This window comes from Acidobacteriota bacterium (assembly GCA_016716715.1).
In the GTDB taxonomy this organism is placed as follows: domain Bacteria; phylum Acidobacteriota; class Thermoanaerobaculia; order UBA5066; family UBA5066; genus Fen-183.
In genome coordinates this window covers 69835-85810 of sequence record JADJVE010000010.1, presented here as the reverse complement: position 1 = coordinate 85810, position 15976 = coordinate 69835, and the positions used below count along the sequence as shown (strand labels likewise).

Below are 15976 nucleotides of genomic sequence, written 5' to 3'. Positions count from 1 at the left end.
TCAGCCCCTGACGATCGCGAAGACCGTGTTCCCGAACGGCGCGAAGCCGGCGGCCTCGTAGACGCGACCCGCGCGCGCGTCGGCCGCCGAGAGGAACGCCACGGAGACCCCGCGGAGGAACGCCTCGCGGAGGGCCGCGTGCGTGAGCGCTCCTGCGAGGCCGCGGCGCCGGTGGGATTCGAGCGTGCAGATTCCGGCGAGCTCGGTGAGGCCGTCCTGCGGATCGAGAAACATCGAGACCGCCACCCCCTCGCCGGCAAGGCGCCCCACGAAACACAGTCCCCGGCCGAGGCCGTCGCGCAGCCAGAGCGCGTCCTGGTCGGAGACCGCGGCCGCGTCGCCAAGGCCGAATGCGCGCCGCTGGATGGAGATGAACACCCGGAACGCGTCGAGCGGCGACGTTCCCGAGAGCGTCTCGACCTCGAGCCCGGCGGCCGGAGGAACGTCGCGGAGTGTTTCGGGCGTCGCGACCATGAGCTGCGGGCGGGCCTCGATCTCGAAGCCCGAGGCTTCCAGGGCGCCTGCGAGCGCGGGAAAGACCGCGCCGACGAACTCGAAGCGCGGCTTGCGCCCCCGCTTCGCGAACTCGGCCTTCAGCTCGGCGAGCGGCGCCGCGAGGGAGGCGGCGTCGCCGGGCGCTTCGTCCGGGATCGCGTAGTTCAGGTAGGGGAGAGCGTCCGACGGGTGGAAGTAGAGCGTGAACGGCGGCACCGGGACGGCGTCGTACTGCTGCCGCGCGACGGCTCGCATGTGCGCCTGCAGGCGTTCGGGCGTCGCGGTGCGGGGACCGGCTTCCATGTCGTCATTCTAGGGACACTCGTCGGCGGGCCTCGCGGCTGGTAAGGTTCGCGCGGTTCCACGAGGAGGTCCCGTGACGAAGCTCCGAATCCCGCGACTCGCTCCGGCCGCCGCCGCGCTCTTCGCGATGGCCGCCCTGCGGGCCGAGACGCCCGCTCCGAAGCCGCCCGCGCCTAAGAAGATCGTCCTCGTGAGGACCGGCGCGCTCGTCGACGTCCTCGCGGGACGCGTCCTTTCCGGTCAGAACGTGCTGATCGAGGACGGGATCGTGAAGCAGGTCGGCCCCGGGATCGCGGCCCCCGCGGGCGCGTCCGTCGTGGATCTGACGAAGAAGACCGTCCTGCCGGGCCTGATCGACGTCCACACCCACATCACGTCGCAGCCCGAGGACTACTACGCCGACCGCTTCCGCAAGTCGCCGATCGACGTCGCCGTCACGGCGCACGTCTACGCGAAGCGGACGCTCGAGGCGGGCTTCACGACCCTCCGCGTCGTCGGCAGCGCGGAGTACGTCGACGTCGCGCTCAAGAACGCGATCGACAAGGGCCAGGTTGCCGGGCCGCGCCTGAGGGTCGCGGGCCTCTCCATCGGGTCGACGGGCGGACACGGGGACCTCACGGGCTTTTCGCCGTACCTGAAGTTCGAGCGCTTCTCGGGCGTCGCCGACGGCGTCGACGCCGTCCGCAAGCTCGTCCGCCAGAACGTGAAGTTCGGAGCGGACGTCATCAAGTTGATCGCCTCGGCGGGAGTCCTCTCCGAGGAAGAATCCGTCGGCGCGCCGCAGTACTCCCTCGAGGAGATGAAGGCGATCTGCGAGGAGGCCGCCATGTGGGGCCGTAAGGTCGCGGCGCACGCGCACGGAACCGAGGCGATCAAGCGCGCCATCTCGGCGGGCGTCGCGTCGATCGAGCACGGGAGCCTGATCGACGACGAGGGCATCCGCATGATGAAGGAGCGCGGGACGTTCCTCGTCGCGGACGTCTACAACGACGACTGGATCCTCGCGGAGTTTGCGAAGATGGGCTATCCCGAGAAGATCATCGAGAAGGAGCGGTCGGTCGGGCGCCTCCAGCGCGAGAACTTCGCGAAGGCCGTGAAGGCGGGCGTGAAACAGGCTTTTGGGACGGACGCGGGCGTCTACCCGCACGGCCTGAACGCGCGCCAGTTCCGTTACATGGTCGCGGGCGGCCTCACGCCGATGCAGGCCATCCAGGCCGCCACGACGAACGCGGCCGAGCTGCTCGGCTGGGAGAAGGTCGGCGCGATCGCGCCCGGACGATTCGCGGACCTCGTCGCGGTGGACGGCGATCCGCTGAAGGACGTGACCGTCCTCGAACGCGTGTCCTTCGTGATGAAGGGCGGAGAGGTCGTGGTGTCGCGATGAACCGGATCGCCCCGCTTGCCGTGCTGCTCGCGCTCTCGGGCCGTGCCCTTGCCGCCGATCCCGCGCCCACGCCGCTGCCCGTGCCGGCTCCGGACGCCGGGACGGTCTTCCGCGGAGCGTCGGTCTACACGGCGTGGGACGAGACGCCGCGGAAGCTCGCGATCCTCGTGAAGGACGGAAAGGTCGTCTCCGTCGGTTACGAGGCCGACGTCCGCGCCGCCGCGCCCGCGGCGGGCGTCGTCGACCTCGCGGGCGCCGTCCTCGTCCCCGGCCTCACGGACGCGCACGGCCACCTGCGCTCGCTGGGCGCGCTTCACCGGATGATCGACTGCCGCGGCCTCGCCAAGGAGGAGATCCTCCTGCGCGTCCGCGCGCTCTCGGCCTCGACGGCCCCCGGGGCGTGGATCCGCGGCCGCGCGTGGGACCAGAATCGCTGGACGGACAACGCGTTCCCGACCGCGGCCGACCTCGAGCCCGCCGCGCCGAAAACGCCCGTCGTCCTCGCGCGCGTGGACGGGCACGCGCTCTGGGTGAACGCCGCCGCGCTGAAGGCCGCTGGAATCACGAAGGCGACGCCGGACCCGCCGGGCGGACGCATCGAGCGCCTGAAGGACGGGTCGCCCGCGGGCGTCCTCGTCGACAACGCGATGAGCCTGGTCTGGAAGGCGATTCCCCGGCCCGGTCCCGACGAGGCGCGCAAGGACTTCGTCGCCGGGCTCGAGGCCTGCGCGAAGGCCGGGCTCACGGGCATCGGGGAAGCCTCGGGCTCCTCGCTCGCCGACCTCGCGATCCTCGAGGGCCTCGCGAAGGAGGGCAAGCTGCCGGTCCGCGTCTACGCGACGGTCGGCCCGGAGGCCCTCGACGCCGCGCTCGCTCGCGGGCCCGTCTCCGCGGGGCGGTTCACCCTGCGGGCCGTCAAGCTCTACGCCGACGGCGCGCTCGGCTCGCGTGGAGCGGCTCTCCTCGCCGACTATTCCGATTCGCCGGGCAACCGCGGCCTCGACGTCACGCCGCCCGAGGCGGTCGCGAAGCTCGTCGAGAAGGCGCTCCGCGGCGGCTTCCAGGTGTGGACGCACGCGATCGGCGACCGGGCGAACCGCACGACGCTCGACGCATACGAGAAGGGCCTCGAGGCCGTGAAGAGCGCCGACGCGCGCCTGCGCATCGAGCACGCGCAGATCCTCGCTCCCGGCGACGCGGAGCGCTTCGGAAAGCTCGGGGTGATCGCGTCGGTCGAGCCGACGCACGCGACCTCCGACTGGGTCTGGGCCGAGGGCCGCCTCGGGAAGGAGCGCGTGAAGGGCGCGTACGCGTGGCGCACGCTCCTGAAGGCGGGGACGAAGCTCGCGGGCGGCAGCGACTTCCCGGTCGAGTCGGAGGACCCGCTGCTCGGGATCTTCGCCGCGGTCACGCGGCAGGAGACAAACGGCAAGCCGCCCGGCGGCTGGCACCCGGAGGAAGGCCTCGGGCGCGCGGAGGCGCTGCGCCTCTTCACGTCCGACGCCGCGTACGCGGAGTTCGCCGAGAAGCGCCGCGGGCGGATCGAGCCCGGCTTCGACGCGGACTTCACGGTCCTCGACCGCGAGATCTTCGCGCCGGGCACGCCCGCCGGCGAGATCCTCAAGGCGAAGGTCGTGATGACCGTCGTCGGCGGGGAGATCGTCTACCGGGCGAACTAGGCCGCGGGCGCCGCGGGCGGAGCCGGAGCCGGCGGCGCGGGAGGCGCAGGGGCCGGAGCCGGCGGTTTCGGCGGCTCGCCGTTCGGGTACGCCTCGGTCGCGCAGTAGTAGCACTTGATCTTCGGCTGCGCGACGTCGTCGAGCACCCAGTACCAGAACTTCTTGCCGCACTTTGCGCAGGTGAAGAGTTTCCGATCGCCGTTCATGCCGCCGATCCTACCCGTTCGGCAGGCGCTTCGCGCTGCGCCGGATCAGGAACCCGAGGGCGGCGGCAAGCGCTGCCGTGAGCACGAGCGACCCCTCGGGCCCGAACGCGCCGCCGGAGAGCAGCGGACGCCCCGCGCCGGCGAAGCCGGTCGCGACGAGCGGCGTCGCGAGCGACAGGCCACTGACGGGCAGTCCGAGAGCCGAGAGCGAAAAGTTCCAGAGCGCGTGGAAGGCCCACGCGCCGGCGAGGCCGCCGCCGGACCAGTAGAGCCAGCCGAGGATCGCGCCGGCGAGGCCGATGTTCACGAGCGCGAGCGGCGTCACGTGCGGGTTGCCGGTGTGCAGCACGGCGAAGCCGGCGGCCTGCACCGCGTTCGCGGCGAGGCCCGTGGCGAGCCAGCGCCGCCCGAAGCGGGGAAGGCCGGCGGCGTCACCGCGGCCCGGGAGCGCACCGCGCGCGAGGCGCATGGCGCCGAGGACGAGCGCCGCGAGAAGCGTCATCAACGCTCCGCGGAAAAGGAGCTCCTCGACGAGGGACTGGACGGCGAAGAAGGCGACCGATGCGGGAGCGGCAGCCGGGTTCGCGGGCGGCGGCGTCGGCGCGAACGCCGTCCAGTCCGGGGTCCCGGGCCGGAACGCCCCGGCCGCGAGCGGCGGCAGGAGCGCGGCTGCGAGAAGCACGAGCGCGACGGCGATCCCGGCGGCGGCGCCGCGCCACGCGGGGCGCGCGGGCTCGGGCAGGGCGCGCCCCGGGCCGCGGAGCAGGCCGAGGCGCAGCGCGAGAAGCCCCGCGAGGCCGAGGGGCAGCGCAAAGTAGAGGTCCCGCGACGCGAGGACGGCGTCCGGGAGAAGCGGGACCGGCGAGAAAAGCGTCAACCCGTGCGCGCTACTTCTTTTCGGCGGGCTTCTCGGCGGGTTTGGCCTTCGGCTGCGACCACGGCGGGACGATGCCGTTCATTCGGGCGTAGGCGATGGACTGGCCGAGGTGCTCGTGCTCGTGGTTCGCGACGGTCAGGTAGAGCCCGCGCACGGTCGAATCGCGGCCGAAGAACTTCACGGGCTTGTCGAGATCGGCGTCCTTCGTCGACGCGATGGCCGAACGCAGGTGCTCGAACGACTTCTTCATCTCCGCGATGACGGCCGCTTTTTCCGTGACGGACTTCTCCATGCCCGGCGAGATGCCCTCCGGGGCCTTCACGCCGTTGAAGCTCGGGAGCATGTAGTTCGCGCCGACGAGGTGCATGTAGACCTCGCTGACGGACCGGACTCCCTCGGCCGGCCGCCAGCCGAACTTCTCGGGCGGAGTCGCCTCGGCGAGCCCGAGGAGCTCCTTCTCGACGCCGTCCTGCTGGGCGTAGAACTCGGCGCGGAAGCCGGTGACAACGGTCTGAGCGGCGGCAAAGGACGTGGCCAGGACGAGGGCCGTGAGGACGAGGGCCGACGCGGTTCTTTTCATGGCGGGGTCTCCTTTGAGACGGCATCTTATCCATCCGCGTAGAATTCGCGGACTCGAGGCATTCCGCCCGAAAAACGAACCGTGGAGGACTCACCGATGTCGAAGATCCGGTTTTCCGCCGCCGCCCTCGCGCTCGCGGCCGCTCCGGCGCTCGCGCAGCTCGCGACGCCGATGCCCAGCCCGAACGCCTCCGTCACCCAGACGATCGGAGTCACGAAGGCCGAGGTCGTCTACAGCCGCCCGTCCGTCAAGGGCCGCACGATCTGGGGCGACCTCGTCCCGTACGACAAGGTCTGGCGCACCGGTGCGAACGCGGTCACGAAGATCTCGTTCGACACGGACGTGACGGTCGAGGGCCAGAAGCTCCCGGCCGGCGCCTACGGCCTCTTCACGATCCCGGGCAAGGCCGAATGGACCGTCATTTTCAACAAGCAGTCGACGGGCTCGCCGGCCGACTACGCGGCGGACAAGGACGTCCTGCGCGTCAAGGTGAAGCCGACGGCGCTGGCCGAGAACAAGGAGTTCCTCACGATCTCCTTCCCGTCCGCGACCAACAGCGGCGCGACGCTCACCATCGCGTGGGAGAAGCTCAAGCTCTCCCTCGCGATCGGCGTCGACACGAACGCCGCGTTCCTCCACAAGGCGAAGGTGGCCGTCGCGGACGCGAAGGTGGACGACTGGCGCACGTCGCTGACCGCCGCCCGCGGCCTCTACGACATGAAGTACGCCCCCGAGGACGCCGCGAAGTTCCTCGAGCGGTCGATCTCGACGAAGGAGACGTTCTCGAACCTCTCGCTGAAGGCGAACGTCCTCGCCGGGCAGGGCGACAAGAAGGGCGCGATCGCGGCGGGAGAGAAGGCGCTCGCGGCCGGCAAGGCCGCCGAGCAGAAGCCCTCGCCCGAGGCAGTCGCCGACCTCGAGAAGTCGATCGCGGGCTGGAAGAAATAGGGAGCTAGCGCGACGCGGGCGCTCCCGGCGCCCGCGTCGCGAGGTCGGCGCCCGCGCCCGCAGAAACCAGATTGACGAAGAGTCTGTAGGCGCCGGGCACTCCCGCCGGCAGCTGCCGGAAGAACGCGTAGCCCGTGTACACCCAGGCGCCCTTCCCGACGCGGCCGTAGAGGAGCCCGCCGGGCTTGTCGCTCTCGCCCGGGTCGTGCGTCGCGAGGACCGTCTCGTACTTCGGGTCCCACGACCCCGCGAAGTAGAGCCCGCGCTCCTGAACCCAGCCGTCGAAATCGGCGGGGGCGAGCTTGTTCGGGAAGTTCAGGAGCGGGCTGTCCGGCTTCGTGAACGTGACGGGGGCTTCCTCCACCGTCACGCGGTCGCGCGAGAGCTTGATCGGCCAGGGCCCGAGCTCGTCCGTGACGAGGTCGCCGGTCGTGTTGTACTGGACGACGACCGTTCCGCCGCCTTCCGCGTACGCCTCGAGGCGTTTGACCGCCTGCTTGAGGCGCGGGCGCGTGTTGAATGCGCGGATGCCGGCGACGACCGCCGAGTAGCGCGAGAGGTCGCCCGTCTCCAGCTCGTCGTCCGAGAGAAGCGTCACGGCGTAGCCCATCTGTCTGAGCGCATCGGGGCCGGCGTCGCCCGAGCCCATGACGTAGCCGACCGGGAGGCGCGGCGCCTTGACGTCGATCCGGAGGACGCGCGCCTCCGCCGCTGGGAACAACGTCTGCACGGGAATGTGCGGATAGTCCACGCGGACGATCGCGCGCGAGCCGGATTTCCCGGCGACGGTCGTCTCGGCGGTCAGCGTTCCGGCGGCGTGGCCGGACGGAGGGGTCAGGGTGAACGCGACCGCCTTCTCCTCCCCGCGGGCGGCGAGCTCGAAGGGGACCTCCGAGGGGGAGACGTGGAACCCTGCGGGAGCCTTCAGGCGAAGCGAGCCCGAGACCTTCGGCGCCCCGGCGACGAGCGTCACGCGCACGGTCTTGGCGGCGCCGCTCCCGAACGCGTAGACCTTGTCGTCGAAGTTCGCGGTGACGGGCGGCGTGATCTCGAACGGGCGGTAGACCTCGCCCTTGACAGGATCCGTGCGCCGGAAGACGACAGGCGTCTCGAACGGGATCGAAGCCCCTGCGACCTGGACGGTGAACCGCGCGACGAGAGGCGGCGCGTTCTCGGGGCGGCCGACGAGCGTCGGGTCCGGGACGGCGTAGAGGCCCTTGCCCGCCGGCGCGCTCAGCCAGTACGGCTGCGTGATCGCGGCGTCCGGGGGCAGCGCGACCGTCGCCGTCCCGCGCACGGGCCCGTTCGGCGCGAGGGCACCGCCGGCGAGCGGCGAGGCGGCGTGCGTGACTTCGACCTTCTCGAGCGTCGCGGGGACGCTCGAGCGGTTCAGGATCATCGTCGCGACCTTGACCTCGGCGCCCGGCGCGGCCGACACGTCGGCCGCGATCGCCTCAGTCCACAACCCGAGACACGCCCGGATCGCCTCGACGACCTCGGCGCGCTTCGCGGCGAGGAGCGGATCCAGAGAGGAAGACGAAGATTCGGATTTCTTAGAAGGTGAATTGGGCGGCTCACTTGCCGCTTCGCTCATCCGCCCGAGGGCGGTCCAGGCCTGAACCAGCGCCGGGACGGAGGCGGCCGGATCCGTTTCGCGGAACCCCTCTTCCACCTTTCTAAGAATCTCTCCGACCTCTTCTCCCCTCTCTCCGTATCTCTTCCAGCTGAGATCCACGCCTTCGAAGAGGTCGCTCGTCGCGGGTTCGCCCGCCGTCAGCTTGAAGTCGTTCATCCACGTGCCGCGGCGCTCGGCGGCGCCGAAGCCCTGGCTCTTGTGCATGGAGCGGCTCTGGCCGGCGATCTCCGTGTACGAGCGGCCGAGGAGCGCGTTGTAGGCGCCGAGGTCGATCGCGATCTGCCCGGCCGCGGCGGTGCGGGGCGCGTCGGCGCCGAAGCGGAAGACGTTCCAGAAGATCCGCCTCGCCTGCCAGGTTCGGACCCACTTGAGCTGTTCGGGGAAGCGCTTCGGATCTGCGGCGGCCGCGAACGCCTCGCCCGCGAGGATCGCGGATGCCGTGTGGTTTCCGTGCCCGCCCTCGCCGGTCGACGGGAAGCGCGTCACGATCACGTCGGGCCGGAAGGACCGGATGATCCAGACGACGTCCGAAAGGACCTGTTCGTGCCCCCAGATCGCGAACGTCTCCTCGGGGTTCTTCGAGTAGCCGAAGTCGATCGCGCGCGTGAAGAACTGCCGGGCGCCGTCGATCCGGCGCGCCGCGAGGAGCTCCTGCGTGCGCAGGACGCCGACGAGCTCGCCGGTCTCGTTGCCGATGAGATTCTGGCCGCCGTCGCCGCGCGTGACCGAGAGGTAGCCCGTCTCGAGGAGGCGGCCCTTCGCGCCCCACGCGAGAAACGCCGTGTTCTCGTCGTCCGGGTGGGCCGCGACGTAGAGGACGCTGCCGACGACGTTCAGCTTCTTCAGCTGGAGGGCGATCTCCGCGGCCGAGAGCGTCTCGGAGGGCGCGGCGGCTCGGGCCGCTCCGGAGGCGAGGAAGAGGACGGCGGCGGCGAGGAAGCGGAGCGGGCGGCGCGTCATGCGCCGCATTCTAGAGGGGGAGTCTCAATCCGCCTCGTGCTTCCCGAAGGTTTCCTGAACGAAGAGCGTCCCGGCACAGGCCACGAGGAGCGTCCCGAGCGCAGCGAGGAACGCGGCGTGATAGCCCGCCGCCGGGTAGCGCCGGGCGCCCTGCTCGATGACTCCGAGCCAGTGGGCGTCCAGGATGCGGCCGAGCACGCTCTGCATGACGGCCGCCCCGAGAAAGCCGCCGGCGTTCACCGTGGCCGTGGCGATTCCGGAGAAGCGCGGCGGGTTGACCTCCCGCGCGAGAACCCACGTGAGCGTGAAGCTGCTCGCCGTGAGGCCGACGAGGAAGCAGAGCGGGCCGAGGAGGACGCGCGGAGGGCCGCCGGCCGGGACGGCGATCGCGGCCCAGACGGCCGTGTAGGCGAACGTGAAGAGGACGTACGGCAGCCGGCGCGCGCGGAGGACGCGATCCGACAGGTACCCGGCGGCCGGCGCGCCGAAGACGACGCCGAGCCCGACGAGGGAGACGAGCTGCGCGGCCTCCTTCGCCGAGAGCCCGTAGACGTCGCGCATCCACGGGACGGCCCAGAGACCCGAGAACGAGATGAGCGTCCCGTACTGGCAGAAGAAGACGAGGAACATCGGCCACGTCTTACGGTTGCCCCAGACGGTGCGGTAGCCCTGCGCGACGCTCAGCTTCGGCACGGGGCCGCGCGGCACGGGCGGAGGGAAGCCCGCCTCCTCGGGCCGGTCGCGGACGACCAAGAGCGTGAGGAGCGCCAGGGCGACGGACAGCGCCGCGACGCCGCCGAACGTCGTGCGCCAGCCCGCGAGCGACACGACGAGGGCGAGAGGCGCGGCGGCGAGTAGGCCGCCGAGGTTGCCGGCGACCTGCGTCAGGCCCGACCACGTGCCGAACTCGTCGGGCCGGAACCACGCCCCGATCTGCTTCAACGTCCCGATGAAGACGACCGAGGCCCCTACACCGACGACGACGCGCGCGCCGTAGGCGAGCGGCAGCGCGTGCGCGGCGGCGAAGACCGCGCCGCCCGCGCCCATGACGAGCGCGCCCGCCGCGACGGCCCTGCGCGGCCCCCACGCGTCGACGGCCGCGCCGACGACGAACTGCATCGCGGCGAACGCGTAGAGGTAGAGCGCCGCCATCGTCGCGACCTCCACGCCCGTCGCCGTGAAACTCCGCATGAGGTCCTTCGCGAGGACCGCGGGCGCGATCCGGTGGAAGTACGACACGACGTACACGAGGGCGAGGACGCCCCAGACGAGGAGGCGGCGCGAGCGAAAAGCCGCGGAGATGGCGATCCTCCTTGGCGTCAGGGCATCCAGTCGAAGCGGACCGGCGGGGCGATTCTCCTCCGTCCATCGGCGGCACGGAACGTGACCTTGAGATCGTGAGCGCCCGCGGCGACGCCCGAAGCGTCGAGCCGGGCCGCGTAGCCCGCGCGTGAGGCGTCCCCGACCTCGGGAATCGCGGCCGCGACGTCCGGGCGTGGCGTGCGCTCGAGCGCGAGAACGCGCGCGAGAACCCCGTCCACGCGGAACTCGACGGGCTCGACCGCGCCGCCGCCGCGGAGCTGGCACCAGCCGCGGACGTCGAGCGTCCCTTTCAGGGCCGCCCCGTCCGTCGGCGCGTCGACCGCCACGGGGATCGACGCGTCGTACCGGACGACCTCGTCGTCGCCGCCGCCCGGCCGCGTTCCGACCGAGAGCCTCTTCGGCGCAACGCCGATCCGGGTCTCGAGGAGAAACCCGAGCGAGATGCGGGCGAGAAGCGGGTCCGGGCGGCCGAAGGCCCTCTCGTACGCGAGCCCACCCACGCGCCGGTCTGCCGTCAGCACGACGTCGCCTTCCGCCGCTGCGACGGCGCGGTCCGGCGCGATCTCGCTCTGCGCGCGTCCCGGCAGGAAACGCGAAACGTGCATCCGGAGCTCGGGGTCGTGGACGAGCGTCCCGCGGTCGTACGGGGGACGGGCGGCGGCGCGGACGACGGAGGCGGAGGGGCTCGGCGCCGCCGCGGCGACGACAGGTGGAATCGCCACCCAGGCGCACGCGGCGACGAGGGCCGTGGAAGCTGTCGCGCCGAGGCGCGGGGCGCGGAGGGCGAGCGCCGCGAGTCCGCACGCGGCGAGCCCCGCGACGCCCCCGAGCAGCAGCGCCCCGTAACGGGGAGCGCCAAAGAGCGTGGAGACGGGCACGTTCACGAGAGCCCACGGGAGGACGAGAAGGAGTATCCGCGACGCGGTGCGCCGGCGAAGCAGGGCTCCCGCGGCCGCCGCCGCGCCGACCGCGGCGAAGAGCGCATTCGAGCCGAACGGGTCCACGAGCCAGCGCCTCCAGAGGGCGAACGACAGAAGATCCTCCGCCGAGAGGGCCGAGCTGCGACGGAGGTCGGCCGCCTGGATGAGGAGCTGTTCGCGGAACGGCGCGAATCCACCCGATCCGCGGACCGCTGGCAGCCAGACGGCGGCGCTCAGGAGGGCGGCGGCGCCGAAACCCGTGAGGAGCAGCGCGCGGGCGCGCGGCCCGGACTTCACGCATGAAAGAGCCGCCCAGACTCCGAGCGGCACGAGGGCGACGGCGCTCTGGGGCCTCAGGCCCGCGGCTGCCGCGGCGACGACGAAACCGGCGGCGGCGCTGCCGGCCGAGCGCCGCTCGGCTGAGGAGAGGAGCAGGGCGGCCGACGCGAAGACGGCCGCCGCGGCTGGGGCGTCGCTGAATCCACGCACCCCGAAGAGCCACACCGACGGAATGACGGCGTAGAGGAGCCCGCCGAGACACGCGAAGTCGGCGTCGAGACCGGCGGCGGCGAGAAACGCCGCGAGCGCGGCGGCCGCGAGGATGCCTGCGGCCGTGCCCACGAGCGCGAGGGATCGGTACGGATCGACGCCCACGCCGTGGATGAGCGCGGCTGTTTCCACGAGCAGCGGGTAGCCCGGTGGGTGCGGCCGGTGGACGCGCAGGTCGATCCCGTGCGCGACCGCGTCCGAGAGGAGCACCTCGTCCCAGTGCCACGCGTCCGTCGCGATCGTCGCGAACCGGGCGGCGGCGAGGAGCGCGAAGACCGCGAGCCACGCGCGCGCCCGGAAATGCGGTGCGAAGGACGTCACACGCGCAGTCTATTTCGAGTCCGCGGGGCCGAGCGGCGGTGCTTTCTTCTCCCGGCGGAACTCGCTATCGTGAGGCAGGCATTTCGTGTCGGGCTTTCGCTACTGGCAGGCGCGCGTTCGCAACGGACTGCGCAAAGTCGCTTCGGGCCTCAGGCCTTTCAACGAATCGGTCTGGCCGGGAGTCCGCAACGACCTCTTCCTGGCCCACGAGTCGCTCTACAGGCTCGCCTCGCCGTTTGCCGCGGGCGCCCGCGTCCTCGATGCGGGCTGTGGCACCGGCTACGGTGCGGCGGTGTTCGCGGAAGCGGGCGCGAAATCGGTGCTCGCGATCGACCTCGACCCGTTCAGCGTGCGGTTCGCGCGCCGCCGGTTTTCGCACCCGGCGATCTCGTTCGAGAGGGCGGACTGCGAGCGCCTTTCGCTCCCGCCCCGGTCGTTCGACCTCGTCTTCAGCTCGAACGTGCTCGAGCACCTCGAGCATCCCGAGTCGTTTCTGGAATCCGCCGTCGGTGCCCTCTCGACGGATGGCGTGGCCGTCATCGCGGTCCCGCCGATCACGACCGAAGGCGTCCTCGAGGAGAACCGCGGGATCCACTACCACCGCTCGAACTTCACGCTCGCCGAGTGGGCCGCGCTCCTGGCGCGCTTCCCGTGGTCGCTAACGCTCTACCACCATCGCTTCGTCGGGTCGGGCCCGCCTCCCGACTTCACGTCCCCGTTTCCGTCCCCGCGTTCGGCGTCCGACTACGCGCTGGTCGAGGGGACGGTTGAGGAGGCGTACCGGGACTGCCCGTACACGGCGGTCTTCGTCGGCCGGCGGGGCTCCGGGTAGCGGCGCGCCGGAAACCCGGGAATCACGTCATTTCATCGCGGCCCGCACGTCTTCGAGGTAGTGGTCGATCGACTCGATCCGGATGAGGCCGATGCGCGGGTACTCGAAGTCGGCGATCACGTAGATGATGAAAGCGACGCCGACGGCATACGCGAGGACGTGCAGCCAGCTGCGAGCCTCGCTCGCGCCCATCTCGTAGCCCGCGAGGAGCGCACACCCGAACGAGACGACGAAGAGGACCGCGTATACGATCTTCGGCGGGTGCATCTCCGTGGCGGCAAGGCGCGTCGTCGTGATGTCGATCATCGCGTTGAGCGCGGGGAGGAGGACGATCGTGGCCTGCGAGGGGGCTTCGCGGCACGCGGCCACGGCCCCCGCCCAGATCTCGTTCTGGATCGCGGTCGAGCGTGCGAACTCGGCGCGGGCGCCGTCGAGATCCAGGTCGGCGACCTTCCGGTACATGAGGATGCGCGAGTCCGTGTAGCGCCGGAACGCGTCGCGCAGCGCGGGCTGGAAGGCGGGCGGCAGGACGTCGAGCCGAAGCCACGCGGTCCCGATGTCGTTCGCCTCCTCGACGATGAGCGCCCGGCGGGCGTCGAACCGGGATGCGGCGCCCGAGAACGTGAACGCGAGGAGGAGGCCGAGGACGCCGAACGCGACGGTCTCGACCGTGCCGAGGCCCGCGGGCCGGTGCGCGTCGGGTCCGGAAAGGGCGCGGCGCCCGATCCGGATGCCCGCCTCGAGGCAGCCCAGGGTCAGGAGGAAGGCGGCGCCGAAGAAGAGGAGCGCTCCCATGGTGTTGCTCATCCTACGAGAATACCGGGGAGGAGCGCGAGGGCGCCGCGCGTGCGGAACACCCAGCCTAAAAGGAGAAGGCCGATCGCGGCGATCCAGCTCCCGGCCACGCGCACGGCAATGCGCGCCGCGGGGGCCTCCAGCGACACGACGAGCGCCGACGCGAGCGCGATCATCACGAACCCCACGGCGGAGATGCCGATGAGACCGAGGGCGCCGGGGCCGGTGCCCGCGAGCGCGGGCCCGTTCAGGAACCCGTGAGCGAGGCCGAGGCCGGCCGCGAGCGCCGCGACCGCGCCGTCGGGGAGCTTCGCATCGGCCGCGACGAGGATGCCGAGGAGAATGAACGAGAGCGCCGGTAGCGGTGCGGCGGCCGCGGCCGCGCCGCCGAGCCTCAGGCCGAGGAGGCCGCCGGCGAGCCACGCGACCGGCAGGACGAAGAGCGCGAGGCGGCCCGCGCGCGCGCCCCGAAGCCCGGCGTAGAGAGCGAGCGCGAGGATCGGGACGAGGTCCTCGGGCGTCAGCAGCAGGTGGCCGATCCCGTCGTACACGGGCCCGAGACCCGTCGTCACGAGGTGGGCGTCCGCGCGTGCCGGGATCAAGAGAGCGGCGAGGAGCGCGAGCGCTCCCGCGCCCGGTACACGCGTCCTCATCGAATCGCCTTCCAGAGAAATCCGAATCCGGCGATCGTCACCAGAGTTCCCGCAACACGCAGCGCGATGCGGCCCCAGGACCAGCGGTGGATGAGGCCGACGGCGATGCCCGAGAGGTGGAGCAGGCCGGTCGCGACGACGAACCCGATGCTGTAGAGGATCCCGCTCTGCCCGGGCGGCAGCTCGGTGCCGTGCGCGTGCCCGTGGAAGATCGCGAAGAAGCCGACGAGCGCCGCGGCGACCGCGAGGGGCGGCCGGGCTTCGCGGGCGACGGCGAGACCGAGGAGGACCGCAGAGAGCGCGATCGCGATCTCGACGCCCGGGAGCGGCACGCCCGCGAGGCCGAGGAACCCGCCGAACGCCATGACCATCGGGAAGACGACGGGCAGGAGCCAGACGGCGGGGGCGCCGAGCTGCGCGCCCCAGAGGCCGACGGAGACCATCGCGAGGACGTGGTCGAGGCCCGAGACGGGGTGGCGGAAGCCGGAAAAGAATCCGGCCGCCTCGCCCGCCTGGATGTGCGCGCGGGCGGGGGCCATCGCGAGAGCGAGGACGAGGAGCGCGAGGAGGCCCTCCGGCGACGGCCGGCGCCGGGCGCTCATCGCGCGCCTCCGAAGAGCATGACGGTGCGCTGGATCGTCCAGTACGCGCCGAGCGACCCGACGGCGTACCCCGGCAGCGCCTCGGCCCAGCGCGGCCAGCGGATGGCGAGCGTCCGGAACGAGCGCTCGAGGAGGAGGATCACGGCGACGAAGAACATCTGCCCGATCTCGACGCCGACGTTGAAGAGAAGGAGGGCGAGCGGGATCTCCGCCTTCGGGAGGCCCATGGCCGTCAGGCCGCTTGCGAATCCGAACCCGTGCAGGAGGCCGAACGCGAACGCGACGACCCAGGGGTGGCGGATCGTGAAGCTCGTCTCGCCGCGCCACGTCCGCACGATCTCGGGCCCGAGGAAGAGGATCGAGAGCGCGATGGCGGCGTTCAGCGGCGGGAGGGGCGCCGACGCGAAGCCGAGCGTCGCCACCGCGAGCGTGAGGCTGTGGGCGATCGTGAAGGACGTGATCGTCTTCACGAGCATCCAGCGGTCCGAGACGATGAGGAGGAGGCCAAGGACGAAGAGCAGGTGGTCGACGCCCATGAGGATGTGCTCGACGCCCAGCTTCAGGTACGAAAGCGCGCGCTGCGTGCCGGTGGTCGATCCCCCGAGCGTGACGGACGGCGCCGCGGGGCCGACGAGGTGGCTCTCGAGGCGGCCGTCCGCGTGCCGCACGCGCACGAGGACGTCGGTGGCCGTGGACGCGAGGCCGTCGATCGCGATCGTCTTGCCGGCGACGCCGCCCTCGCAGCGCAGCGTGCCGCGCACGAGGATCGCGCTCGTCGTGAGCTGCTGGCCGCCGGAAGTCGCGAGCGCGCAGCCCGGCGGCAGGACCGGCGCGATGTGGATCTCGGTCTCGCCGCCGTAGGGCGCCTTCCAGAGGAACGCGTAGACGCCGGGCGACTTCTCCTCCATCTCGA

The 15976-nt window shown here is 71.8% G+C and carries 15 protein-coding genes; 4 read left to right on the top strand and 11 right to left on the bottom strand.

The window, feature by feature from the left end; translation table 11 throughout:
• The gene (locus IPL89_15835; protein MBK9064643.1) at nt 1-798 is read right to left on the bottom strand and encodes a GNAT family N-acetyltransferase; all 798 of its coding nucleotides are present in this window, start codon (nt 796-798) and stop codon (nt 1-3) included.
• A 127-nt stretch (nt 799-925) separates the two neighbouring features.
• Between IPL89_15835 and IPL89_15830 the strand changes: the two genes are divergently transcribed.
• Together IPL89_15830 and IPL89_15825 are read left to right on the top strand one after the other, a co-directional pair.
• Nucleotides 926-2182, top strand: coding sequence for an amidohydrolase family protein (locus tag IPL89_15830; GenBank protein MBK9064642.1), 1257 nt, complete (start codon nt 926-928; stop codon nt 2180-2182).
• Entirely contained in the window at nt 2179-3861 is a 1683-nt protein-coding gene (locus tag IPL89_15825) for an amidohydrolase (protein ID MBK9064641.1), read from the top strand. Before IPL89_15830 ends, IPL89_15825 begins: the two co-directional genes overlap by 4 nt.
• Here IPL89_15825 and IPL89_15820 read toward each other — a convergent pair.
• The 3 genes from IPL89_15820 to IPL89_15810 are packed head-to-tail and all read right to left on the bottom strand — an operon-like array spanning nt 3858 to nt 5524.
• Complete coding sequence (locus tag IPL89_15820; GenBank protein ID MBK9064640.1) at nt 3858-4067, bottom strand: hypothetical protein; 210 nt, start codon at nt 4065-4067, stop codon at nt 3858-3860. The two genes, IPL89_15825 and IPL89_15820, sit on opposite strands and share 4 nt — an antisense overlap.
• Before the next feature lie 10 nt (nt 4068-4077).
• The gene (locus IPL89_15815) at nt 4078-4944 is read right to left on the bottom strand and encodes a CPBP family intramembrane metalloprotease (GenBank protein MBK9064639.1); all 867 of its coding nucleotides are present in this window, start codon (nt 4942-4944) and stop codon (nt 4078-4080) included.
• 10 nt (nt 4945-4954) lie between these two features.
• Nucleotides 4955-5524, bottom strand: a complete 570-nt coding sequence (locus tag IPL89_15810; protein MBK9064638.1) for a DinB family protein — start codon at nt 5522-5524, stop codon at nt 4955-4957.
• Nucleotides 5525-5620: 96 nt separating this feature from the next.
• On the opposite strand from IPL89_15810, the gene IPL89_15805 reads away from it, so the two are divergent.
• Nucleotides 5621-6472 (top strand): DUF2911 domain-containing protein, encoded by an 852-nt coding sequence (locus IPL89_15805; GenBank protein MBK9064637.1) that lies wholly within the window; start codon nt 5621-5623, stop codon nt 6470-6472.
• A 4-nt stretch (nt 6473-6476) separates the two neighbouring features.
• Here the strand turns inward: IPL89_15805 and IPL89_15800 are convergent, their stop codons facing one another.
• From IPL89_15800 to IPL89_15790, 3 genes are all read right to left on the bottom strand, one after another.
• Nucleotides 6477-9068, bottom strand: a complete 2592-nt coding sequence (locus IPL89_15800; GenBank protein ID MBK9064636.1) for a PIG-L family deacetylase — start codon at nt 9066-9068, stop codon at nt 6477-6479.
• A gap of 24 nt (nt 9069-9092) precedes the next feature.
• Nucleotides 9093-10316: an MFS transporter gene (locus IPL89_15795; GenBank protein ID MBK9064635.1), complete on the bottom strand. Its 1224-nt coding sequence runs from the start codon at nt 10314-10316 to the stop codon at nt 9093-9095.
• A gap of 71 nt (nt 10317-10387) precedes the next feature.
• Nucleotides 10388-12181 (bottom strand): hypothetical protein, encoded by a 1794-nt coding sequence (locus IPL89_15790; GenBank protein MBK9064634.1) that lies wholly within the window; start codon nt 12179-12181, stop codon nt 10388-10390.
• A gap of 85 nt (nt 12182-12266) precedes the next feature.
• Here IPL89_15790 and IPL89_15785 point away from each other — a divergent pair, with 85 nt between their 5' ends.
• Nucleotides 12267-13013 (top strand): class I SAM-dependent methyltransferase, encoded by a 747-nt coding sequence (locus tag IPL89_15785; protein MBK9064633.1) that lies wholly within the window; start codon nt 12267-12269, stop codon nt 13011-13013.
• A 27-nt stretch (nt 13014-13040) separates the two neighbouring features.
• On the opposite strand, the gene IPL89_15780 is transcribed toward IPL89_15785, so the two are convergent.
• Genes IPL89_15780 through IPL89_15765 form a run of 4 tightly spaced genes read right to left on the bottom strand, consistent with a single transcriptional unit; the run spans nt 13041 to nt 15971 of the window.
• Complete coding sequence (locus IPL89_15780) at nt 13041-13820, bottom strand: DUF4239 domain-containing protein (GenBank protein MBK9064632.1); 780 nt, start codon at nt 13818-13820, stop codon at nt 13041-13043.
• Nucleotides 13817-14461 (bottom strand): HupE/UreJ family protein, encoded by a 645-nt coding sequence (locus IPL89_15775; protein MBK9064631.1) that lies wholly within the window; start codon nt 14459-14461, stop codon nt 13817-13819. The genes IPL89_15780 and IPL89_15775 overlap by 4 nt, the downstream gene beginning before the upstream one ends.
• A complete protein-coding gene (locus tag IPL89_15770) occupies nt 14458-15063 on the bottom strand; it encodes a HupE/UreJ family protein (protein MBK9064630.1) in 606 nt (201 codons plus the stop codon). The genes IPL89_15775 and IPL89_15770 overlap by 4 nt, the downstream gene beginning before the upstream one ends.
• Complete coding sequence (locus IPL89_15765; protein ID MBK9064629.1) at nt 15060-15971, bottom strand: HupE/UreJ family protein; 912 nt, start codon at nt 15969-15971, stop codon at nt 15060-15062. Before IPL89_15765 ends, IPL89_15770 begins: the two co-directional genes overlap by 4 nt.
• Nucleotides 15972-15976: the final 5 nt, after the last annotated feature.

What these genes read in the sequence shown, in the direction of transcription:
- IPL89_15830 (MBK9064642.1), top strand. Translation starts at nt 926, where the DNA reads ATGGCCGCCCTGCGGGCCGAGACGCCCGCTCCGAAGCCGCCCGCGCCT.
- IPL89_15770 (MBK9064630.1), bottom strand. Translation starts at nt 15,063, where the DNA reads ATGAGCGCCCGGCGCCGGCCGTCGCCGGAGGGCCTCCTCGCGCTCCTC.
- IPL89_15835 (MBK9064643.1), bottom strand. Translation starts at nt 798, where the DNA reads ATGGAAGCCGGTCCCCGCACCGCGACGCCCGAACGCCTGCAGGCGCAC.
- IPL89_15780 (MBK9064632.1), bottom strand. Translation starts at nt 13,820, where the DNA reads ATGAGCAACACCATGGGAGCGCTCCTCTTCTTCGGCGCCGCCTTCCTC.
- IPL89_15765 (MBK9064629.1), bottom strand. Translation starts at nt 15,971, where the DNA reads ATGGAGGAGAAGTCGCCCGGCGTCTACGCGTTCCTCTGGAAGGCGCCC.
- IPL89_15805 (MBK9064637.1), top strand. Translation starts at nt 5,621, where the DNA reads ATGTCGAAGATCCGGTTTTCCGCCGCCGCCCTCGCGCTCGCGGCCGCT.
- IPL89_15810 (MBK9064638.1), bottom strand. Translation starts at nt 5,524, where the DNA reads ATGAAAAGAACCGCGTCGGCCCTCGTCCTCACGGCCCTCGTCCTGGCC.
- IPL89_15825 (MBK9064641.1), top strand. Translation starts at nt 2,179, where the DNA reads ATGAACCGGATCGCCCCGCTTGCCGTGCTGCTCGCGCTCTCGGGCCGT.
- IPL89_15820 (MBK9064640.1), bottom strand. Translation starts at nt 4,067, where the DNA reads ATGAACGGCGATCGGAAACTCTTCACCTGCGCAAAGTGCGGCAAGAAG.
- IPL89_15800 (MBK9064636.1), bottom strand. Translation starts at nt 9,068, where the DNA reads ATGACGCGCCGCCCGCTCCGCTTCCTCGCCGCCGCCGTCCTCTTCCTC.
- IPL89_15775 (MBK9064631.1), bottom strand. Translation starts at nt 14,461, where the DNA reads ATGAGGACGCGTGTACCGGGCGCGGGAGCGCTCGCGCTCCTCGCCGCT.